The following is a 23823-nucleotide window of genomic DNA, read 5'->3' as shown; positions in this document are numbered from 1 at the left end:
GTAAAATTTTAGTATAGCTTTCTAACTTTTTCTCATTGTGATAAAATATATAAGTGATTTCAACATATATAAGTTAAACTTAGATATGAAAATGGTTTTGGAGGAATTTTAATGGAAAAAGATATAATAGTGCTTGGAATAGAAAGTAGCTGTGACGAAACAGCCGCATCAATTGTTATAAATGGAAGAAAAGTTTTATCAAATGTAATATCATCACAAATAGATATTCATACAAAATTTGGAGGAGTAGTACCGGAGGTTGCATCTAGAAAGCATATTGAAAATATTTCTTTTGTAGTGCAGAAAGCACTGGAAGATGCAAATATGAAAATTGAAGATATAGATGTAATAGGAGTTACATATGGACCTGGACTCGTTGGAGCACTTTTAGTTGGGCTGCAATATGCTAAGGGACTTGCATATTCGTCTGGAAAAACTTTTATTGGTGTAAATCATATAGAAGGTCATATTAGTGCAAATTTTATAGAATATCCAGAACTTGAGCCACCTTTTATGTGCCTTGTAGTTTCAGGTGGCCACACGTTTATTGTTTATATGAAAGATTATGGTGAATTTGAAGTTATAGGTCAAACAAGAGATGATGCGGCTGGTGAAGCTTTTGATAAAATAGCAAGAGCAATTGGTCTTGGATATCCTGGTGGACCCAAAATACAAAAAGTGGCTTTAGAGGGGAATCCAGAGGCAATTAAATTCCCAAGGGCAAATTTTCATGATAATTCCCTAGATTTTTCTTTTAGTGGATTAAAATCTGCTGTTCTTGGATATTTAAATACCAAAAAAATGAAAGATGAAGAAATAAATGAAAAGGACGTAGCAGCTTCTTTTCAAAAGTCTGTAGTTGATGTTTTAGTTGATAACACTATGAAGGCTTGTAAAAGCAGAAAAGTAGATAGAATAGCAGTGGCAGGAGGGGTTGCTTCAAATTTATGTCTTAGGGAAAATTTAATAGAAGAAGGCAAAAAAAATGGAATAAAGATTATGGTTCCAAAGCCAATTTTATGTACAGACAATGCGGCTATGATTGCTAGTGCTGCTTATTTTGAATATAAAAAAGGAAGAACATCACCATTAGATTTAAATGCAATTCCAAATTTAAAATTAGGTGAAAGATAAGCATCTATAAATACATAATTGTTCTTGTAAAATCTCGATATTTCTATGGAGTTTACGAGAACAATTAATGTTTTTTTGAAAAAATACATTAGTATTTTGAAAAAATAGAAAAAAATGTAAATTAATCATTGCACAAAAATCTTAAATATACTATAATATGTATTAAAGGTAAAAATATACTTTTTAGAGATTAAAAGGATTATATTTTGTCTTTTATTTTGGAATGCCAAAAGAGCATATAAAGGTAAACCACCGTAAAACTTCAAAATTAATTTGTACCAAAATGCCATCTTCTAGGCATTATGGTGCACGTAAATTTCAATAGTTGAACTGGTTTATCTAAAGATATACCTCTGTGAAACTTAAAATTTATTTGTACCAAAATGTCGTCTTCTGGGCATTATGGTGCACATAAATTTTAATAGTTGAACTGGTATATCTATAGTAGGTAATCAGATATTTACCGTATAGTTTAAGAGGTGATGAGATACGTATGGTTGCTGAGTTGAATACAAAAAGAAGTAAAAATGAAATTAACTGTAGAAGACGAAAAAAACATATAATTTACAGGTTTTTTGAAAAAAACATATTTATAGTGGTATGGGTTATAATTGTAATTGTACTATTGTGCAATAATTTACTTTTATATACAGAAGATAAACAAGTTGATTATACAATTAAAGCAGTATTTTCATGTACAATAATTGGTATAGCTCTTGGATGCTTTTTTACAGTTTGGGCAAGAATGTGGTATGAAAAAAGAGCAAGCGAAATAAAAAATAGGGAAAATATAAAAAATTATTCGAGACTTATTAAGGCTGATATGGAAAGAACAAGTAGACTTTTTAAGAATAAAAGATTTATGCTTATGAAAATAAGCAATGTAACGGTATTGAAAAATTGGATTGAAGCATTTGCTGAAATTTCGTCAAAAATCAATAAAGAAGAAATGCAAGAACTTTTTAATTACTATGCACAAGTGGACAAGCTAGTTGAATATGAGAATAGAATAAATAAACATCTTGAGGTTATGCAGTGCGGTGCACTCAAGGATTATCCTTATATGGATGATTATAAAGATTTAATACAATGTTTTACAATTGAATTAGATATATTATTTAAAATAGAGTCCAAGTTAATAAAACAAAGGCTTTCAGAACTTTGTAGTGGTGAATTTTAATAGTGACATCAGGAGAAGATTTGTGTTTGAAGTAGAGTACAGAGTACAATGAAGGAGGATTTATCTTCCTTATGTTAGGTAAATCTTAAAACTTATATATTTTGTAATCTTCTCCCTGCACCATCTGCATGCAGTGCGATTTCATAAGTATTAAGTTTTTAGATTTTCTAAAAAGTAGCGGAGAAAAATTATCCTTTATTGTGAACTGCTTTATCTATAACAGAAGCTTAATTTGTTAAAAATCTATATTCAGTAATTTTACCATGATATTCATAGCCAATACTCTTGTATACATGATTTGGAGCTGCTTTTCTATGGTCAGCGTATAACATTGGAATGAAACCATTATCGAGTAAATTTTTTGTGATTGTATACATTAAAAATTTTGCATATCCCTTATTTCGTTCGTTCCTGTCAACAAAAACACCATCTGTTAATGCAACAGTGTTATATTTATGTACAGTTGCCATAGCAGAAACTCTGTTAAACTCATTTCTCCAAACATGAAAATCAGAATTAGCTAATCTTTGCTTAGCAAACCTCTCAGCCTGTTCTGGTGTAAGAATTCCAAAACCAATATCTTCCCAATTATCTTTAGAAAATGTGGCAACAGTTTCTAAATCATTTTCAATTGCTTTTGATAAATTTCCACAAATCATTTGAGGTTTTATAGGAATATAACAAACATATGAATTCTTGGGAATAGCTATCTTAAAAGGAATTCTAGAAATATTTGAAACTTCATTAAGAATTGAATTGAGATGCTTTTCTTCTCCATCTACATTGAGATTAGGATTAAGTGCGAGTTTTTCGCATATTATTTCAACAACTTCTTTTCGATCAGTATCAAATAAATTGTCCTTAATGTAGATCCATAAAGGGGAGGTTGGACGTTCTTGTCCTATAATTACATTAGTATCATTTGTCACAAAAAAGCAATTTTTAGTTGTGCCCATAGCATAAAACATGCTAAAACGGATTAAGTCCTCTTTGGTCATTAATCGTTCAAAGACATGGTCGTTATATAGTATATTTCTCATTTAAAGTTTTCCTCCAATTTATAATTACGATAGCTAAAGATAAACTACAGTTGAACTACTTCCAAAATAGAAATTGCAGATGCTAAATTTATCCTTCTAGCATTATTAAAATTCACAATTCACGATGCACAATTCACAATGTAGGATGATTTTCTGCTGAAGCAGAAAATCTTAAAAATAATATGTTATAAGATTTTTCGTAGAGTTAAAGATAAACCACTTGAAACTTCAAAATTAACCTGTATCAAAATCCCGTCTCCTGGGCATTATGATGCAAGTTGATTTTGGTAGTTGAAATGGTTTATCTATATAATGGAGAAAAATCATCAATCATTGTGCATTGTGAACTGTGAATTGTCAATTAAAAAAATAGTATAATTAAGGTTGAATTTTATTATTTTTATTTGAAATCAACTTTTCCATCATTCATGGTTATTTTTATATGACTGCCTTCCTTAAATACTCCCTTTAAATAAAGTTCAGCAAGTTCGTCTTCTATATATTTTTGTATAGTTCTTCTTAATGGACGAGCACCATATTTTTTATCGTATCCTTTTTCTAATATAAAATCTTTTACTTCATCTGAAACTTCAATTTCGATACTTTTTTCTTTGCCCTCAGAAATTATTTCCTTAAGCATTAAATTAACAATCTTTTTAAGTTCATCTTTATTAAGTTCAGTAAAGATTATGGTTTCATCAATTCTATTTAAAAATTCTGGACGGAAAGTTTCTTTTAATACATCATCGACTCTATTTGAAAGAGATACATAATTATCCCTTGAGAAACCAATTCCATTTGATTTTAAACTTGTTCCAGCATTTGAAGTCATTATTATAACAGTGTTTTCAAAATGAACGGTTCTTCCTTGACTGTCTGTAAGTCTTCCATCTTCTAAAATTTGAAGCAAAATGTTAAATACATCTGGATGAGCCTTTTCAATTTCATCAAGTAATATTACAGAATAAGGATTACGTCTTACTTTTTCTGTAAGCTGACCGCCATTATCATAGCCTACATATCCTGGAGGAGCACCTATTAGCTTCGATACAGTATGCTTTTCCATATATTCAGACATATCGACTCTTATGAGGGCTTTATCATTTTCAAACAATTCTTGTGCAAGTGTTTTAACAAGTTCAGTTTTACCAACGCCTGTAGGACCAACAAAAATGAAAGAAGCTGGTTTTTTTGATTTTTTAAAACCTGAACGATTTCTTCTTATGGTTTTAGCTACACTTGAAACGGCTTCATTTTGTCCTATTATTCTTTTATGAAGTCTTTCTTCTAGATTTAGAAGTTTTTCAGATTCAATTTCAGTAATTTTATGGACAGGTATTTTTGTCCAAGCTTCTACTACAGCTGCAATATCATCTAGAGAAAGTACTATGCTGCCATAATTATCATTAAAGGTTTTAATTTTGTCTTGAATTTTACATTGTGTAACTTTATATTCTGCTGCTTTTTCAAAATCATTATTTTGAGAAGCTGTATCAATATCTGCTTCTATTTTCTTGAGTTCTTCTTTTAAAGCTTCAAGTTCTACAAGACCTTTATTTCTTAAATTTGCTCTTGAACCAGCTTCATCTATTACATCAATGGCTTTGTCAGGTAGGAATCTATCCGAAATATATCTATCTGATAATTTTACTGCTGCTTCAATTATTTCATCAGGTATAATTATTTTATGATAATTTTCATAGTATTTTTTGATGCCTTTTAGTATTTCAATTGTTTCTTCTGCAGATGGTTCATCTACAAAAACAGGCTGAAATCTTCTTTCAAGGGCAGCGTCTTTTTCAATATACTTTCTATATTCTTCGATTGTAGTTGCACCTATAACTTGAAGTTCACCTTTGGCAAGTGCAGGTTTTAGTATATTTGCAGCATTCAAGGATCCACTTTCTGCATTACCAGCTCCAATTATATTATGAATTTCATCAATAATAAGAATTATATTTCCAAATTGTTTTACTTCGTCAATAATGCCTTTCATACGAGATTCAAATTGACCCCTAAATTGAGTGCCAGCAACTACAGAATTTAATTCTAAAAGGTAGACTTCTGTGTCATAAAATCTTACAGGAACTTTTTTCTCAGATATTCTAACTGCGAGACCTTCAGCGATAGCTGTTTTACCGACACCAGCTTCCCCTATTAAAATTGGATTGTTTTTTGTTCTCCTATTTAAAATTTGAATAACCCTGTCAATTTCTCTTTGGCGTCCAATGACTTTATCGATTTTGTTGTTCTTTGCCTTATCCGTTAGATTAATTCCATAGACATCTAAATATTTTTTCTTTTTTGACTTTTTTTGTTTAGAGTCAGTTTTTATATCATTATTTAGAGGAATTTTTTCTTCACTTTCATTATTTTCTGTTGTGCCAGATAGTGCATTATTAAAAAGATTTAATATTGAGTTTGGCGAATCGTCTGAAGTAATTTTGTTTAAATCTATATTTTTTATCATATCATTCATTTGTTCATTTAAATTTTCAAAATCTTCGTCTTTCATATCTTTAGTGTCTACCATTTGAGTTAGCGGAGAAATCCCCAATTTCTTTGCGCATGGCAGACATAGACTAACTAGTTCTTGTTTGCCATCTACTATTTTATTTGTAAAAATGACAGCAACATTTTTTTTGCATACTGAACATTTAATCATACGTATCATCTCCATCATTTCAAGTTTGAACATATGACGAAAAATTACTAACTATTAATTAGTTATTTTTGAGTTTGTCATATGAATTAGTATAGATATTATATAGTATACTAAAAAAAAATTACAAATGTATTAATAACATTATACTATATTATTAACATATGGAGTAATATAACACAATAAAAAGTTTTAAATTAATGCAAAGTAAGTGTATCATAGGATATTTATCCTTTTAATGTATTGGGGTTTTGATAAACTTTATCTGGATTTGAGCCTATTCTTAAATTTTTATTTAGTGAGCTGATTTTATCCATATCTTCGTTACTTATCTCAAAATCAAATATGTTAGCATTTTCTTTTATTCTTATTGGGTTTGTTGATTTAGGAATACTTATAAAGCCCATTTGCAAATCCCATCTTAGCACAATTTGAGATATGGATTTTTTATAATCTAATGCAAGTTCTTGTAAAAGCGGAATTTTGAAAACATTACCTCTCATTAATGGTGACCAAGCCTCTAATTGTATTTTGTGGCTTTGACAAAAATTAATTAAATCTTGTTGAATAAGCATAGGATGAAATTCTATTTGATTCACCATAGGTGGAATTTCAGCGGTTTTTATTAATTCCTTAAGATGATTAATTGAAAAATTACTCACTCCGATAGCTCGTATGAATTTTTCTTTATAAAGTTTTTGTAAGGCGTTCCATGTTTCCTTATGTAGATGGTGGGGCCAGTGAATCAAGTATAAATCAAGATAATCTGTTCCAAGTTTTTTTATGGAAGTTTCAAAAGCTTTTAAAGTTTTATCATAGCCTTGATCTGAATTCCAAACTTTGCTTACTAAAAATATTTCTTCTCTTGATATGCCGCTTTCTTTTATTGCAGTACCAACACCTTCTTCATTATTATAAAAAGAGGCAGTGTCTATATGCCTATAACCTACCTTTAATGCTTCATGTACTGAATTAATTATGGGATAACCATTTTCAATAGTATATGTACCAAAGCCCAGAGAAGGGATTTTTACTCCATTATTTAAAGTAACATGATTTTTTATAATTCCCATTTAGCTAAACCTCCTATTATTTTATGGATAAATATTGTCATTTACTATATTATATTAGGTAAGACAAAAAAAGTCTTTTGTGTTTGAAAGTATTTTAAACTAAAAATATTTTAAATGAAATAAAAAAAGGAGAATTTATATGCAAATGAAAATAGACAATACGGATATTAAAATATTAAAAGAACTTCAAGAAGATAGTAGATTATCTATTAGAGAATTAGGTAAAGGAGATAAATATGTTTTTGTATCATTATTATGAAGAGAGTACAGGGCCATTTAAGAATTTATCTGATTTATCGCTTAATGGAGCAGAAGAAGTACTTAGAAGCATAAGGGAGAATAGACCTTCGTCAATGGCAGCAGGTAGGGATTTAGCGTATATGGAAAAAAGGATTAATTATGAAATGCTTGCAAGAAATTTGTTTATAGAAAAGGGCGGGAAACCAACTAGAAAATCACCTCATTATATGGTTGTTGAAGAATGTGAATGGCTTAAATCATGGTATGTAAATGGATGCTATGTAAAAATTCCAGTAGAAGAATTTCAATTTAATAAAATTTCATTTACATATGGCGATATGTTCCCTACTTTCAGTTCTGCGATAAATGATGAAAAAGAATACAGAAAGAAGGTATATACTTATTCAGAAATATTAAGCGTTATTGAAAAATATGGATTGCCACAACAATGGAATTCAGATGGAAAATTTGGACCTGAGAGATATATTGAGGTTCAGGTATGGAGCGATAAAACTATCCAAAGATATTGTAAATAATTTTGCTTTAAATTGAAGGTGAAAAATTTAGATTGCAAGATTGATTAGGAAAATGCTATTCCATAAAACGGATGTAGCTTTAATATGTAAATATTGCGAACCAACTTAAGTGAAAGTTTTTAACGATGCTTTGCACGTTAAAAACCTTCACTTGCTTTGGTTCGCAATAATTTTATATTGTTATTAAATATTTTTTGTGAAATAACCGCTTATATTTAGTACTCTGTTAGTATGCAAATATTAACTTTCCAGAAACTAATGCAACAGTTTTTGATCTAAGCCAAGAGTTTGTTGCAGTGTTATCATAAAAGTAAAGAGCACCGTGTGTTGGATCAAGGCCACTAAGAGCCGCTTTAGCTGCATTTAAAGAAGCTGTTGTTGCTGGTTTATTTATCATACCATTAGCAACAGGGGTAAATTGATAATATCCATAAGAAGTATCGTAAATCACTTTTGTAATTGTGTTTGGAAAAGTACTATTTTTCACTCTGTTTACAATTACGGCCCCAACTGATTCCATGGCAGAATAGCTTTCTCCGCCAGCTTCGGCATTAATAAGTCTTGCAAGCAAATCTACCTCAGAGCTTGTACAAGAAATTACATAGGCTGAAGTTGGATTTACATAAGTTGAATTTCCACCAGTTGGAATTGTTAGAACTTGTCCAACATAAAGAGCATCTGTCCATATGCCATTTGCAAATCTAAGGTTTGATAATGTTACACCATAACCTTTTGCTATAAGGTAAAGAGAGTCGCCAGCTTTTACTGTATATCTTATAGTTGGGACTTGAATTGATTGACCAGGATATATTAAATTGCTGCTTAAATTATTTGCAGCTTTTAAATAGTCAGAATTTGTATTGTAACTTTTACTTATTGTGTAAAGAGAGTCTCCAGTTTTAACTTGATACGTAGCAGCATGTACAGTATTTTTACCCATAAAGGCAATGAAACCAGCTAAAACTAATAATTTGATTTTTTTCATAATTTTTTTCCTCCTTTAGAATAACAACATTGTAGCAAATTTTTGTATGTTGTTATTCCTTGCCTTCGAGGTTAGCTAAGGGGCCATTACAATAATAATTACTATTAGTGTAACAGCCTCAACGGTTCGGGTTAGAGGCACCCTACCTTTAAAGGTATAAAGGATTCACCGGAATGTGGTCCCCCGTACTTTAGTATTGAAGATTCGGCAAGTATAGTTGATATTCTAACATGGGTTGTACGAGAAAATCTATATAATATTTATGGAATTATTGTAATTTCAATGGCGAATTGTTATATAAAAAATTAGGAGGATGTGAAAAAAGGTATTCTATAGGTTTTACTATACCGCACATAAAGCATTATGAGCGGCTCATAAAAAAGAATACCTATATTTTTCACATGCTCCTTTAAGTTCACTATTAAGGTATAGAAATTAAAATTTTAATCTAAATAAATATTTTTAATAAATAAACTATATTTATTAAATTTAAAGAGGTAAAATAGAAGCATATATTGAAAAAGGAGTTGATATTGTGACACAGAAATTATTTTATGATGATCCTTATATATGTGAGGGCAGTGGGAAAATATTAAATATAGAAGAAAAGGACAATAAGTTTGAGGTGGTTTTAGATAAAACTCCTTTTTATCCAGAAGGTGGCGGCCAACCATGCGATTTGGGAACAATAAATGGAATACCTGTTGAATATGTTCATGAAAAAGATGATGTTATTTATCATGTTATGAAAAGAAAACCTGAAGGTGAAGTTGCTGTATGTAAGGTGGATTTTTTAAGAAGAAGAGATAATATTCAACAGCATACAGGGGAACATCTATTATCAGCAGCATTCTTTAAACTTTATAAAGGTGTCAATTGTGGTTTTCATATGGGTGATGACTATATTACTATTGATATAGACATGGAAGAAGTAACCGATGGCATGATAAAAAACATTGAGGAAGAGGTAAATTCATACATATATATGAACGTTCCTACCAAAACTTATTTTATGAGCAAAGAAGATGCAAAAAAGCTTCCTCTTAGAAAAGCAATAAAAGCAGAAGGAAGAATAAGAATTGTTCAACTTGGTGATGTAGATTATAGTGCATGTTGTGGAACTCATGTTGTTAGAACAGGGGAAGTGGGTATTGTAAAAATACTTAAAGTTGAAAAATATAAAGGTATGACTAGAGTTTATTTTAAGTGCGGAGAAAGAGCACTTGAAGAGTGCATGAAAGAGCATGATATAATTACTAGTTTGCAGAAAGTATTTTCAACAGAAGCTGATAAATTAGCTGATAGGGCTGCTTCACAAATTGAAGAATTAGCGAATTTAAAAAAGTTACTTTCTGAATATAAAAAGAAAGATGCAAAAATTGAAGCAGAAAAACTTATGAAAACTTCATCTGAAAAATTAATAGTAGCAAATTATGAGGATAAAGATTTTGATTTTATACAAGAAATATATGAAGAAATTAAAAATGAAGAAAAGGCTTTAATATTAACTTCTGGAGAGGATAACAGAATTATTTTTGCACAGAATGGTATAGAAAATGTAGATTGCGGAAAAATATTTAAACAGAATATAAAAGAGTTTAATGGCAGAGGCGGCGGAAATGCAAAAAGATCTCAGGCGGCTTTTAGTGATAAGGAAGACCTAAATAAATTTGTTGAATTTTTAAAACAAAAATTCATTTAAAGATAAACCGCTACTGTACTCTGAAAAAGGGGTGATTTTGTGGAAGTAAGTGAGCTTTTTTCGTACAAGAATTGGGCAGTTGTAGGAGATGTATTAAATGAATCAAAATATGCAAGTAGAATATACCACAAATTTAAAAACTCAGGATATAATGTAGCTGGGGTAAATCCGCGAGAAAAATCTGATAAAGTATACAAATCACTTAGAGAAGTACCATTTAAAATAGAAGCAATAGATTTATGTATAAATCCAACGCTTGGAATTAATATCGTTAAAGAAGCCAGGAAACTAAATATAGACAAAATATTAATTCAGCCTGGAGCAGAGAGTAGGGAAATCTTAGATTACTGCCGAAGTAATAAAATGAATGTATAGAGGATTGTGCACTAGTACAATTAAGTTCACAATTAACGATGCACAATTAACAATGAAGGAGGATTTTCTGTTTTAACAGAAAATCCTCCTTCATTGTTAATTGGTTTAATTATCCTTGTATCCAATAATGTCTTTAATGACTTCTCCGCCAATTATCATACCAGCAACAGGTGGAACAAAGGATATACTTGCAGGGATTTGGCGTTTTGCAGTACATTTCCTTGAACCATTTGTGCAAACACAACCTTCTTTACAAGTTATAACCTCGCCTATTTTTGGCTTTTTAGGAACTTCTTCAGAATAAAGAACCTTTAAGGCTTTTACTCCCCTTTTTCTAAGTTCATATCTCATTACTTTAGCAAGAGGACAAATTTTAGTATCATATATATCAGCTATTTTAAACTGAGTTGGATCTAATTTATTTCCAGTTCCAAGGCAGCTTATTATTTTAATATTTCTTTCTTGACACCACAAGATAAGTGCAATTTTAGATGAAACTGTATCAATTGCATCAATTACGTAATCAGTATCAGCCTCAATTATTTCAGCTATATTATCTTCCTTTACAAAAGTTTGATAAGTTTTAATATTGCAGTGAGGATTGATAGTTAAAATTCGCTCTTTCATAACCTCAACCTTAGGTTGTGCTAAAGTTTTAAAAGTTGCATGAATCTGCCTATTTATATTGGTTAAACAAACGGTGTCATCATCTACAAGAGTTATATTACCAACCCCTGATCTTGCAAGGGCTTCAACAGAATAACTGCCGACGCCGCCAATTCCAAATATAACAACTTTGCTGCTTTTTAACTTTTCTAGATTTTCTTTTCCTATTAATAATTCAGTTCTTGAAAGTGAATGTTGAGGCATTGTATTATCTCCTTAAGTTAGAATTCGTTTTTTACTGTTTTTAAGAGTTCTCTTATATTAAGATGTTGAGGGCATTTTGTTTCACAACTTCCACATTCAACGCAATTAGAAGCCTTTGCGGTATCCGGAATGGAAGCATATTCTTTTTTGCAGCCTTCAAAATCACCATATAAGTGAGCCTGATTATATATTTTGAAATTTTTGGGTATATTTACGCCTTTAGGACAAGGAAGGCAGTACTCACAAGCGGTACAGCCAATTTTAGTTAATTTTTTGTAAGTAAGCTGAACCTCTTTTATTATATCTTTATCATAATTACTCATGGAATTTGGCTTAATACTATCTGAAGTTTTAATATTTTCATCTAACTGTGAAATTTCATTCATTCCACTTAAGACCACTGAAACTTCTGGTTGATTCCAAAGCCAAGTAAATGACCAAGCAGCAGGTGTCATTTTAGTAGTAGCATTATCAAATATATTTTTTACCTTTTGAGGAGGTTCTTTAGCTAAAGTTCCACCTTTAAGTGGTTCCATAATTACTACACCAAGGCCTTTTGAAGAAGCATATTTAAGACCTTCTACACCAGCTTGATAGTTTTCGTCTAAATAGTTATATTGTATTTGACAAAAATCCCAGTCATACAAGTCGACTATATGTTTAAAAGCTTCTAGGTTATCGTGAAAAGAAAAACCAACATATTTTACTTTTCCCTCATTTTTTATTTTATCAAGAAATTTAAATACGTTAAGCTTCTCCATTTTATCTATTCTTTCCTTGCTAAGGGCATGTAGCAAATACATATCTATATGGTCTGTATTTAGTTTTGTTAATTGTTCATTAAAATATTTACCGAAATCAGAAAAATCGTTAACAAGCCATACAGGCATTTTAGTTGCAAGGTGAACTTTTTCTCTATATCCATCTTGAAGTGCTTTGCCAACCACTGTTTCGCTATTGCCACTGTGATAAGGATAAGCAGTATCTATATAATTAACTCCATTATCAATAGCATATCTTATAAGTTGTATTGTTTTTTCTTCGTCAATTTTTGAACTGTCATTGTTTAATATAGGAAACCTCATGCAGCCAAGTCCTAAAGCAGAAGGTTTAAAATCCGTTTTCCCAAATGTTCTATAATTCATAAGACCACCCCTTCACATAAATATAAGTATAGAATAACACTAAAGTTTAATCTCATCAATAATTAAAATTATAATAATTGCTAAACTATAAGACACATGGATTATTTTGTAGAATTATGTTATAATATATATAAATATCGGATAAAAAAGTGAATTGTAACCAATGTTAGTTTGAAAAAATGCCAAATTATGTAGTATAATAAATATTATATATAAATTACTAAATAACTGTAAGACTAAATTTTTTATAATTTTATCAAATTAGATTGACGGTTTACCCACAAAACCGTGTCTTAAATTATGTTTTTAATGCATACTAGTATAGGTAATTATATTAGTATGCATTATTTTTCATTGTAAACTTGTGAAAAATTAGCTTATAGAGATAAAACGCTTGAAAAATCAAAATTGCAAATATAAAGTTTACCTATATTTCTCAATTTGGATTTATTATTTTTTTAAGATGCCCAAATTGGAATTTGTAATTTTGTTGTTTCAAAATGATGGAGGGCAGATAATGAGTAAAAACAAGAAAATCAACTTAAAAGGTATTAGAATAAAGCTTTTAATAATTCTAATGCTAATTTGTAATGTTCCTGTTATAGTTTCGGGAATTCTATCGTATCACAATTCTTATGCAGTTTTGGAGAATAAGCTGCAGGTTACTTCTCAGCAGAGTTTGGATGAAATAAACAGAAGTATTAATAATTATTTCAAATCAATGATGACACAAGTAAACTTATTAGCAAATAATTATGATATTAAAAATTTAGACATTCATCCAGAGTTTAAAGAGTACGCTTTAGATATAATTACTCAAGTTAAACAAAGCAACCCCAATATTTTAAATGCATATTATGGTGATGAGTCAAAAAATCTCTATATTTATCCTGCAACTGAGTTGCCAGCTGGGTTTGATCTTAGAACTAGGCCTTGGTATATTGATGCAAAAGATAAGAAAGGTGATATTCAAATCAGTGAAGTTTATAAAGATCAAGGTACAGGAAAAAGTGTAGTAACAATTTCAAAGGCTGTATATGATGGTGATAAGTTTGTTGGTGTGGTTGGAATAGATATTGATTTAAGTAATTTTACTAATGAATTATCTAAGAGCATGGTTGGAAAAACTGGACATGTTTTAATAGTTGATAAAAGCGGCATTGTTGTTTCAAGTCAAGATAAAACAATTATAGGTACTAAAAAGCCTACAACTATGGAATTTTGGGATAAGCTGAAAAATAGTAGCAAAGGTTTCATGCAATATAAAGACAATGGCACAGATAAATATTGTGCATATACAACCAATAGTTCAACTGATTGGAAAGTAATTGCAAATATAGAAAAACAGGAATTAATTAATGATGGCAGTGGAATAAAAAATAAAACAATTATTATTTCAATTATTATTTTCATAATTGCTATTTTAGTATCATGGATTGTAAGTAAATTAGTTTTAAGAAATGTAAATAAACTGACAATGGCATTTGAAAAAGCAGCAAATGGCGATTTGTCAGTTAAGGTTAATATAAATTCAAAAGACGAGTTTGGTGAGCTGGGTGATAGCTTTAATACTATGATAAAAAAAATACAAGAGCTCATTAATAATATTAAAGTTTCTGGGGAGGAAATACTAACAACTTCAAACACTATAAATAAAATGAGTTCTGATACAAATAAAATTGTAGGTGAAGTTGCGGCGACAGTTGGTCAAGTGGCTGAGGGGGCATATTCTCAAGCACAAGATATATCAGAGGGTGTAGATGAATTTAGCGGCTTGACAGAAGAAATGAAGAATATTGGCAAAAGAAACGAGAATATTAATAGTATTTCTCAAAGTACAAATAATTTGGGCAATGATGGAATTAAAGTAATGGTCAAGCTTATTGAAAAAACTAAACTTACTAATCAATCATCAAAGGAAGTTTCAGAAGCTGTAACTGAAATGACTAAATCGTCCAAAGAAATTACATTAATTACTGACACAATAAATAGTATTGCAGAGCAAACTACACTACTAGCTTTAAATGCGTCAATAGAAGCAGCAAGGGCAGGAGAAGCTGGAAAGGGATTTTCTGTTGTTGCAGGTGAAATTTCAAAGTTAGCAGAAGAGTCTAGAAATGCCACTAAGGAGATTCAAAAGTCTGTTCAGGATATAAAAAATAGAACTGAATTAGCAACAGCATCAATAGGTGAATCCTTGAGAATGGTAAGTGAGCAATCAGAATCTGTAGAACAAACAAGAGAAATATTCAATAAAATATTAAGTTCGGTAAAGCAATTAATGGAGGAAAAGGAAAAGGTAGATGAAAGTATTTCAAAGACAGGTATAAGTAGAAATAAGATACTTTCTAAAATGCAAAATATATCAGCAGCTTCAGAGGAGTTTTCTGCAAGTACAGAAGAAGTATCTGCAACAGCGGAAGAATTAAGTGCAAGCATGAATGAGTTTAATAATATGTCGCAGAAATTAGAGGGAGTTGCAAGTAATCTAGAAAATGAGATAAATAAATTTAAAATATAAAATTATTGCAAACAAAGGTGTAGTAAAAAACAAAATAATAAGTGGGAGCTCTGCATAAAAATGATGCGATTAATAGCATCTTGAAATCTTAAATAAAATTAATAAATCTAAGAGACTAAATCGTAAAATTCTAAGAACTTTCAATAACTCGCAAGAGGCAGCTCAGACAATTGAAATTTCTAAGACTTTTGCGATTTAGTCTCTAAGATTTATAAAATTTTATTTAAATATTTCTTCAACGCTATTCCTCACATCATTTTTTTATGCACAGCTCCCACTTATTATTTAAGTTTTTGTACTACATTCTTGTTTTTACAAGTTTTTAATATCTATTAAAACTAGTTCAACTATCAAAAGTTCCTAACTCCAAATTTTGCACTACACCTTGGTTCACAATATTTAAATATTGCAAAAATTTATGAATATTGTTAAAATTAAGGTATTAAGAACAAATGTTCAGCTTGATTTTAATATTTTTAAGCGAAACGTATTTAATATAGTATAAATTTATAATAAAATATATAGTGAAAATATTATAAGCGGGGCGATATTGTTGAAAATAATTCATACTGGAGATTGGCACATAGGAAAAATAGTAAATGAATTTCACATGACAGAAGATCAAGAGTACATATTAAATGAATTTATTGGCATTGTAAAAGAGGAAAATCCAGATGTAATTATTATAGCTGGAGATTTATATGATAGATCGGTGGCTCCTGTAGAGGCAGTTGAGCTTTTAGATAGGGTTTTTAGTGAAATATTATTAAAGCTTAATACGCCAATTTTAGCTATAGCAGGAAATCATGATAGCCCTGAACGCTTGAGTTTTGGAAGTGAAATATTAAAGAATAAGGGATTATATATTGATGGAATTTTAAAAAAGGATATTAGGAAAGTTACATTTAAAGATAAATTTGGACCAGTTAATTTTTATATGGTACCATACGCTGATCCTGCTTATATGAGAGAAGTTTTTGAAGATGAAAATATAAAAAGTTTTGATGATGCCTATAAGAGAATTATAGAAGAAATAGATAAGAAGATAAATTTAGAGGAAAGAAATGTTTTGATAACACATGGTTTTGTAGTTGGTGACAAAGAGCCAGAACTTAGTGAATCCGAAAGACCTCTTTCAATAGGTGGAACGGATTATATTAAGGCTGAGTATTTCAAGAATTTTAATTATACGGCTTTAGGGCATTTGCATGGTGCTCAAAAAGTTTTAAATAATAAGATAAGGTATTCCGGCTCCATTTTAAAATATTCTTTTTCAGAGGTTAAGCAAAAAAAGAGTTTAACTATAGTTGAAATGGATGAAAATGGAGAAGTTAAAATTAGGCTTAAAGAATTAAAACCGAAAAAAGACATGAGAATTATCAAGGGAGAAATAGATGCACTTTTAGACCCAAAAGTTTATGAGGAGACAAATATTGAAGATTATTTAAGTGTAATCTTAACTGATGAAGGTGAACTTATAGATCCTATAGGAAAACTTAGAGCGGTTTACCCTAATGTAATGCTTTTGAGCAGGGAAAATAATAATTTGCGAGAAGATTCTAAGACTTCTGCTGGAGAGGGGTTTAAGAAAAAATCCAAATTGGAATTGTTTAAGGCTTTTTATGAGGATATAACAGGAAAAGATTTTACGGATGATAAATATGAAATAGCAGAGGAAGTAATAGATAAAGTTGAAAAGAGTGAAGAAGGTGCTTAATTTTGAAACCACTTAAGCTTGTAATGTCAGGATTTGGACCATATGCAGGAAAAGAAGAAATTGATTTTTTAAAGCTTCAAGAAGAAAAAATATTTTTAATTACAGGACCTACCGGGGCTGGTAAAACAACTATATTTGATGCCATAAGCTATGCTATATTTGGAAAGGCTAGTGGAAGTGACAGGGAAGCTGATAACTTTAGAAGTGATTTTTCATGTGAAGATATTTTAACATATGTAGAATTGGAGTTTTTGATTAAAGGTAAAAAATATTATATTAAAAGGATACCAAAGCAGAAAAAAAAGAAGTCAAGGGGAGAAGGGTTTACAGAGCAGAAGGCTGATGCTGAACTTAAGTCTGAAGACGGAAAAATAATAACTGGTGTTAATGATGTAGATGAAAAAATTAATTCTATTATGGGAATAAATTATTCACAATTTAGGCAAATTGTAATGATTCCTCAAGGTGAGTTTAGAAAACTTTTAATTGCAGATAGCAAGGACAGAGAAACTATTTTTAGAAGAATATTTGGAACTTATGCATTTTTACGAATACAAGAAAATTTAGAGTTTAAGGCAAAAAATATTTATAAACAAATAGCTGCGCTAGTGGAACAGAGAAAAGCATATGTAAAAAATGTTGATTGTGCTGAAAGGGAGGAATTGAAGGAACTAACCTTTTCAGAAAATCTAAATATCGATAGTATAGTTAATAAGATGCTGGAATTTAATAAAGAAGATGATTTAAAAGAAAAAGAGTTTATAAAGCTTAAAGGAAATGTGCAAAAAGAATATTTAAGCCTTGAAAAGAAACTTTTATCAGCTATAGAAAATAATAAAAAAATAGAACAAAAAAATAAAGTTGAAAAAGAAAAATTAGCTCTTATGGAAAAACAAGATGAGTTTCAAGAAAAAGAGAGTATTTTAGTTAGAGCGAGACAGGCGCAGGCAGCATTAGGAAGTGAGCAGTACTACATAAATGTTAAAGAAAATAGTTTGAAAAAGAAAAAGGCTTTAGAAACTTCAATAACTCAAGCGGAAGCACATAGCATGGAACTTGAAAATAGTAAAAAAAGGTTAAGGGCTGAAGAAGAAAACGAAGATGTGAGAAAAAAGTTATCTGATGAACTTACAAAATTGAAAGATGATGCGGAAAAAATTAAAGATTATGAAAGCAAGAGAATAAATGCAGAGAAATTAAAAAGTGATTTACTAAGTAAAAAAGAGCAGGAAGACAAAAATCAAATTAAAATTAAAGCATTAAAGGAAAAAGAGCAAATATTAAATAACAAACTAAATGAAGCCAAGGATGCAGCAGCAAAAAGCTTGGAACTTGCTAAGATACTAAATGAAAAAGAAATATTGCTTAAGAAAATAAAAAAACTTCATGAAGAAGATAAAAGGTTATTAGAAATAAGAAATAGATGGCTTGAAAATAAAAAGCTATTTGATGCTTGTGAAAAGAAGTATAAGGAAAGTAAGCTTGAATATGAAAGGTTAAACGAAATTTATAGAAAAGGGCAAGCAGGAATTTTAGCACAGGGACTTTTAGAAAATATGCCGTGTCCAGTTTGTGGAGCTCTTGATCACCCAATGCCTGCAAAAGTTTTATCCGGAGTGCCATCAGAAGAAAGTTTAAAAAATCACGAAGAAGTATATAAAAATTTAGAAATACAGTATAACAATTTTATAGCAGAACTTGCAAGTGCTAATACAGAGGGGAAAGCTCAAAAGCAAGTAGTAGATAATTTAAAAGAAGAAATAGATGAGTATGTAACAGAAGATATAAGTGGATTAGTAAAAGAAGCTTTAAGCAAATTTATAAGTGTAACTGAAGAAAAGACTATTAAAATTATTCAGGAGCTAAAAGATGAAATTAAAATACTGGATGCCAAAAGAAATAAAGAAAGCGAAATAAAAAAAGAAATTCAAGAAAACAAGATAACTTTGGAAACTATTGAAAAAGAAGAAATTAAAATAAGAGAAGAATATACAGTAAGCTATGGAAAATATGAAAGTGAAATAAGTGTATTAGAAAAAATTAAAAAGGAAATTCCAGAAGATATAACTTCAATTGAAGAACTAAATAAAAAAATTAATTTATTAAAAAGTAATTATGAAAAAATGGAGCAAGCTTTAAAAAATGCACAGGAGATATTTAGAAAATCAGAACTTTTATATACTTCATCAATAGCTCAAAAAAAGGAAAGAGAAGAGGAGTTAAAAAATTCTGAAGCGGAAATAAAAATAGCAGGAGAAAGCTTTAAAGTAAAATTAAAATCACTTGGTTTTTTAAATGAGGATGAATATAGTAAGTTTAAGTTTAAAGAAGAGCAAATAAAAGATATAGATAATAATATTAAAAACTTTAATGAAAAATTAAAATTAGCTGTAGCAACCTGCAAGCAAATGGAAAAGGATATAAAGAATACAGAAATTATAGATATTGAAGTTATTAAAGCTGATATTTTAGCAAAGAAAAGTAAAATGGAGGAGCTTGACAAAGATAGCAAAAGAGTATTTGCTAGGGTAAAGCATAATAAGGATATTTTAAAACATATATGCAGAATCAATGATATGATGAATGAAAAGGAAGAAAGCTATAAGGTTATAGGAGAACTTGCAAATGTATCTAAAGGAGAAAATTCTCAGAGAATAAGCTTTGAAAGATATATGCTTGCAGCGTATTTTGATGATATTATTGATGCAGCAAATATAAGACTTAGAAAAATGAACGCTGGAAGATATGAATTAAATAGAATTAAGGAAAAAATGAAAGGTAGAAGTCAACAGGGCTTGGAACTCGAAGTGTTTGATAATTATACAGGTAAACCAAGGCATGTAAAAACACTTTCTGGTGGTGAAAGCTTTAAAGCATCACTTGCACTTGCACTGGGGCTTGCTGATGTTGTTCAAGCATATTCAGGTGGAATAAACCTTGATACTATGTTTATAGATGAAGGATTTGGAACTTTAGATCCAGAATCTCTTGATAATGCTGTGCAATGCCTAATAAATCTTCAAAGCAATGGAAGACTTGTGGGAATAATTTCTCATGTACCAGAGCTTAAAGAAAGAATAAATGTTAGACTTGAAATAACTTCTGGGATTAATGGAAGCCATGCAAAATTGAATATGTAAAGTATTTATTAAAAAGGCTATGTTTTATTATATGAATTTATAATAAAATATGGCTTTTTTTAGTAAATTTTACTTTACAAAATCTTTCAATAGCGTTAAAATAATTTTAACGAGAAAAATATTTTAACGTAGGGGGCGATTTGTTTGAAAAGCAAATTAATTAGAAATAAAAGTTTTGTTTTGCTGCTTTCTAGTAAATTTATATCAATATTGGGGACTCAAATTCAAGACTTTGCATTATCACTATATGTTTTAAAAATAACGGGGTCAGCTGCAAAATTTGCTTCCGTTCTTGCTGTAACGATACTTCCGCAAATCATATTAGGACCAATTTGCGGTGTTTTTGCAGATTGGTTTGATAGGAAGAAAATGATGATTGTACTAGATATCATAAGTGGCTTAATAGTTATTTCCATGGGAGTCATGTATAAAGTAAATGGAATTTTACCCATGAGTTATATTTATTTTGCTGTCATAGCTTTAGCAGTTGTATCACTTTTATATAGTTCAGCAGCTTCGGCAGTAATACCAGGAATTGTAGCTAAAGAAGAACTGCTTAAAGCCAATTCTATTAATGCAACAACAACAACTATACCGGAATTAGGAAGTGCTCTTGTTTCAGGTATTATATTCGGTTTCTTTGGCATATATTATGTTTTAATTATAAATGCTTTTAGCTTTTTTAGTTCTGCTTTGATTGAATTATTTATTAATATCCCTAAAAATACTAGAAAAATTGAAAAATTTGATTTTAAACAATTTACAAATGATTTTAAAGAAGGCTTGGCTTTTATAAAAAATGAAAAATTAATATTAAAAATAGTAATTTCAGCATTTGTAATAAATTTTGCACTTTCACCACTTTTTTCAACTGGACTTACGTATATTTTAAAAAAGCTTTTATTTGTTTCAGATGCAGCATTAGGAACATTAGACTCTATAGTTGCATTAGGAGCTTTAGCAGGTTCTATACTCGCGGGAGCCATAGGGAAAAAATGTAAGGTGGAAAAAATATTCGGAGTTACAATAATTTCGTTTGGAGTAATTGTTATGTTTTTGGCATTTGCGTTGTTATTGTTTTGCAATGGTGTTTTAAGTCCCATTGTAACTTTAGCTAGTATTATATTCATTTCAGTGCTTATGACAGTTCAAGGTATGGTGATAAATATCTTAATTTCTACTCTGTTTCAAAGTAATACCCCTATGGAAATGATGGGGAGGGCTGGCTCAGTACTTAGTACAGTGTGTACAGCTGCAATGCCAGTAGGACAGATAGTAATAGGTGGTATGTTTGATTATACGAAAGCCTATGTTCCAGCAATATTAGCAGGAATAATAGTATTAGCTACAGGTATAGTATTTACTTTCATGCAAAATAATAGTAAAAATACAGAGAAAATAACTGCATAAGGATAGCTTTTATTCTAATGGTAAGTATGGTAAAGTATATAATGAAGTCAATATAACTACAAAGTTTAATGTTGACTTCATTTTACTTGACATAGGAAGTGAAAAAGGTGGAAAAAGAAAAAGAGTTATCAACAGTAGAAGAGGTAAGAGCGTATACAGACCCATATAGAATAGAGATATTATTTAATTTTAAAAGACTAGGTAGACCTGCTACATGTAAAGAAATTGCAGATGTTATGGGAGAGGTACCAGCAAAGGTTTATTATCATATAAAAAAAATGGAAAAGGTAGGCATATTGAAACTGGCACATACTAAAAATATAAATGGGATTATAGCTAAATATTATGAATTAACAGCAGAATCATTTATAGTGAAAAATAAATATGATGCAAATGAACCAATAAGCAGCGTGAAAGTTAATGAAAGCATTAGGGTTTTAAGTGATATTTTTGATAAAGCTAAAAATGATTTTATAGAAGGTATCCAACCTGATACTAAGAAAGGGCATAACAGAAATTGTGTTATTGAATATTCAGAAATTTATATGACTGATGATGAGGCAAAGGAATTTCATGAATATGTAGATGATTTTATAAAGAAAAGGGAACATACACAAAATGGAGATCACAGAGTGTTTTTTGCTATGATAAAAAATAGGGGAGATAAAGAGAAGAGTAAATAAAATACAAAGTGTTAAATTACAATTTTAAACAGAATACGGAATACAGAATACAGAGTACAACGAAGCTGATAACATTTAAGTTTTAGATTTAGCTAAGCAATGCCAAAGGTAAACCATCCTTCACTGTACCCTGTACTCCGTCATCTGTAATCTGCTCTAAAAATTGTAATCTTTTTAAGATAAACTTGTAATTTGCAAGTGATATATCGCTAATAAAGGATAACTAATTTCTAGTGCCATTCAAGGTTTTTACGCTGAGTTTCACGATTGGCTTGTTTTTCACGTACATTTTTTAAGTCGGTTGGATTCATATGATCCTTGTTGTCTTCTATATAATCTTTAGTAACTCTGTAATTTTGCTCAAGATTTTTTACCTCTTCTTTCTCCTTTGGGCTTCGCTCATTTTTATCCATATTTAATACCTCCATAAAATGAAATTTACTTATAGTTTGCATAAAATAAAAAAATCTATACTGGAAAATGAAAGTTTCACTGTGAATTGTGCATCGTGAACCGTGAATTGAGAAATATTGCTGTCAGGATAAACTTGGAATTGGCAATTTTAATGTTCCAGATTGTATATCTATAAAGATAAACCACCTTGAAACTTAAAATTTATTTGTACCAAAATGCCGGCTTCTGGGTATTATGGTGCACATGAATTTTAATAGTTGAAATTTTAAAATATTTATAGTAAAATTAAACAATAATATAATTGGGTGATGGAGTTCACCTTTAGGTATATTAAAAAAATAATAAGCCCAAATTGAGAGATAGTTTTGTGTAATACAGGGAACTATAACTCGTTAATACTGGTTGTTTTGGCGTGTTATGGTGACGAAGTATTACACAAAACTAGCCAAAAGTTGGAAATTTTATTTTCTTTAATATGCCTCAACCGCATTTTGCTAATGACTCCTGCAAATACTATTTTATTTGCAGGAGAATTTTTATTTGTGTTAAAAATTATGGAGGGAGTTACTTATGAAAAAATATATTTACATTGCAATAGGTGGATTTTTGGGAGCGGCAGTGAGATTGTTTATAAAAAACATCAAACTCCCAATGGTATTTGGAATAACAGGTAATATATTAATGATTAATGTCATTGGAAGTTTTGTACTATCTTTATTTTTATTTTTAACGTTATATAAGTGGAAAATTAGTGAAGAACTAAAAAGTGGTGTGTCAGGCGGGTTTATTGGAGCTTTTACAACCTTTTCTACATTCTGTAAAGAAGCGGTTTTTTATATTAATAAGAATGAAATTTTTAAATTTATAGCCTATACTTTTTCATCAATTTTATTAGGATTAGCAGCAGCATGGTTAGGATATTCACTAGCTAAGTATATAGAAAATAGAAGCAATAATTCCATTGAAGAAAGTGGAGAAGATGTTGTATAAGGAGGA

The 23823-nt window shown here is 29.9% G+C and carries 18 protein-coding genes, 1 pseudogene and 1 riboswitch; of the genes and pseudogenes, 12 read left to right on the top strand and 7 right to left on the bottom strand.

What is annotated here, in order from left to right:
- The first annotated feature begins 111 nt into the window (after positions 1-111).
- Both tsaD and CUEA01_RS13510 read left to right on the top strand, forming a co-directional pair.
- Positions 112-1134: a tRNA (adenosine(37)-N6)-threonylcarbamoyltransferase complex transferase subunit TsaD gene (gene tsaD / locus CUEA01_RS13515; RefSeq protein WP_234122225.1), complete on the top strand. Its 1023-nt coding sequence runs from the start codon at positions 112-114 to the stop codon at positions 1132-1134.
- A gap of 493 nt (positions 1135-1627) precedes the next feature.
- A complete protein-coding gene (locus tag CUEA01_RS13510) occupies positions 1628-2314 on the top strand; it encodes a hypothetical protein (RefSeq protein WP_234122224.1) in 687 nt (228 codons plus the stop codon).
- A 227-nt stretch (positions 2315-2541) separates the two neighbouring features.
- Here the strand turns inward: CUEA01_RS13510 and CUEA01_RS13505 are convergent, their stop codons facing one another.
- The 3 genes from CUEA01_RS13505 to CUEA01_RS13495 form a co-directional block, all read right to left on the bottom strand.
- Positions 2542-3354: a GNAT family N-acetyltransferase gene (locus CUEA01_RS13505; protein WP_234122223.1), complete on the bottom strand. Its 813-nt coding sequence runs from the start codon at positions 3352-3354 to the stop codon at positions 2542-2544.
- Between the two features lie 400 nt (positions 3355-3754).
- Positions 3755-6019 carry an ATP-dependent Clp protease ATP-binding subunit gene (locus CUEA01_RS13500; protein WP_234122222.1) on the bottom strand — a complete coding sequence of 755 codons (2265 nt, stop codon included), beginning with the start codon at positions 6017-6019 and terminating at the stop codon, positions 3755-3757.
- Between the two features lie 224 nt (positions 6020-6243).
- Entirely contained in the window at positions 6244-7089 is an 846-nt protein-coding gene (locus CUEA01_RS13495) for an aldo/keto reductase (protein WP_234122221.1), read from the bottom strand.
- A gap of 139 nt (positions 7090-7228) precedes the next feature.
- Between CUEA01_RS13495 and CUEA01_RS13490 the strand changes: the two genes are divergently transcribed.
- Positions 7229-7348 (top strand): AsnC family transcriptional regulator, encoded by a 120-nt coding sequence (locus CUEA01_RS13490; RefSeq protein ID WP_234122220.1) that lies wholly within the window; start codon positions 7229-7231, stop codon positions 7346-7348.
- Positions 7326-7865: a hypothetical protein gene (locus tag CUEA01_RS13485; protein WP_234122219.1), complete on the top strand. Its 540-nt coding sequence runs from the start codon at positions 7326-7328 to the stop codon at positions 7863-7865. The genes CUEA01_RS13490 and CUEA01_RS13485 overlap by 23 nt, the downstream gene beginning before the upstream one ends.
- 226 nt (positions 7866-8091) lie before the next feature.
- Here CUEA01_RS13485 and CUEA01_RS13480 read toward each other — a convergent pair whose 3' ends face one another.
- Positions 8092-8850 (bottom strand): LysM peptidoglycan-binding domain-containing protein, encoded by a 759-nt coding sequence (locus CUEA01_RS13480; protein WP_234122218.1) that lies wholly within the window; start codon positions 8848-8850, stop codon positions 8092-8094.
- Positions 8851-8895: 45 nt separating this feature from the next.
- Positions 8896-9070: riboswitch (cyclic di-AMP (ydaO/yuaA leader) on the bottom strand.
- A gap of 315 nt (positions 9071-9385) precedes the next feature.
- Here CUEA01_RS13480 and CUEA01_RS25165 point away from each other — a divergent pair.
- Entirely contained in the window at positions 9386-10552 is a 1167-nt protein-coding gene (locus CUEA01_RS25165) for an alanyl-tRNA editing protein (RefSeq protein WP_234122217.1), read from the top strand.
- Between the two features lie 39 nt (positions 10553-10591).
- Positions 10592-10977 (top strand): annotated as a pseudogene (locus tag CUEA01_RS13470) (CoA-binding protein).
- 55 nt (positions 10978-11032) lie between these two features.
- Here CUEA01_RS13470 and CUEA01_RS13465 read toward each other — a convergent pair.
- Together CUEA01_RS13465 and CUEA01_RS13460 are read right to left on the bottom strand one after the other, a co-directional pair.
- Positions 11033-11797, bottom strand: a complete 765-nt coding sequence (locus CUEA01_RS13465; RefSeq protein WP_234122216.1) for a tRNA threonylcarbamoyladenosine dehydratase — start codon at positions 11795-11797, stop codon at positions 11033-11035.
- A 17-nt stretch (positions 11798-11814) separates the two neighbouring features.
- Positions 11815-12942, bottom strand: coding sequence for an aldo/keto reductase (locus CUEA01_RS13460; RefSeq protein ID WP_234122215.1), 1128 nt, complete (start codon positions 12940-12942; stop codon positions 11815-11817).
- A gap of 517 nt (positions 12943-13459) precedes the next feature.
- Here CUEA01_RS13460 and CUEA01_RS13455 point away from each other — a divergent pair.
- The 5 genes from CUEA01_RS13455 (at position 13460) to CUEA01_RS13435 (ending at position 22413) form a co-directional block, all read left to right on the top strand.
- The gene (locus CUEA01_RS13455) at positions 13460-15463 is read left to right on the top strand and encodes a methyl-accepting chemotaxis protein (RefSeq protein WP_234122214.1); all 2004 of its coding nucleotides are present in this window, start codon (positions 13460-13462) and stop codon (positions 15461-15463) included.
- Between the two features lie 553 nt (positions 15464-16016).
- Positions 16017-17180 carry an exonuclease SbcCD subunit D gene (locus CUEA01_RS13450; RefSeq protein WP_234122213.1) on the top strand — a complete coding sequence of 388 codons (1164 nt, stop codon included), beginning with the start codon at positions 16017-16019 and terminating at the stop codon, positions 17178-17180.
- Between the two features lie 2 nt (positions 17181-17182).
- Complete coding sequence (locus CUEA01_RS13445; protein WP_234122212.1) at positions 17183-20320, top strand: AAA family ATPase; 3138 nt, start codon at positions 17183-17185, stop codon at positions 20318-20320.
- A 144-nt stretch (positions 20321-20464) separates the two neighbouring features.
- A complete protein-coding gene (locus CUEA01_RS13440; protein ID WP_234122211.1) occupies positions 20465-21730 on the top strand; it encodes an MFS transporter in 1266 nt (421 codons plus the stop codon).
- Between the two features lie 107 nt (positions 21731-21837).
- Positions 21838-22413: a helix-turn-helix domain-containing protein gene (locus CUEA01_RS13435; RefSeq protein ID WP_234122210.1), complete on the top strand. Its 576-nt coding sequence runs from the start codon at positions 21838-21840 to the stop codon at positions 22411-22413.
- 230 nt (positions 22414-22643) lie between these two features.
- Here the strand turns inward: CUEA01_RS13435 and CUEA01_RS13430 are convergent, their stop codons facing one another.
- Positions 22644-22826, bottom strand: coding sequence for a hypothetical protein (locus CUEA01_RS13430; RefSeq protein ID WP_234122209.1), 183 nt, complete (start codon positions 22824-22826; stop codon positions 22644-22646).
- A 571-nt stretch (positions 22827-23397) separates the two neighbouring features.
- On the opposite strand from CUEA01_RS13430, the gene CUEA01_RS13425 reads away from it, so the two are divergent.
- Positions 23398-23817, top strand: coding sequence for a fluoride efflux transporter FluC (locus CUEA01_RS13425; protein WP_234122208.1), 420 nt, complete (start codon positions 23398-23400; stop codon positions 23815-23817).
- Positions 23818-23823 lie beyond the last annotated feature (6 nt).

Source organism: Clostridium hydrogenum (assembly GCF_021432385.1).
GTDB classification, from domain to species: domain Bacteria; phylum Bacillota; class Clostridia; order Clostridiales; family Clostridiaceae; genus Clostridium_S; species Clostridium_S hydrogenum.
This window is presented reverse-complemented; position numbering and strand designations above follow the sequence as displayed.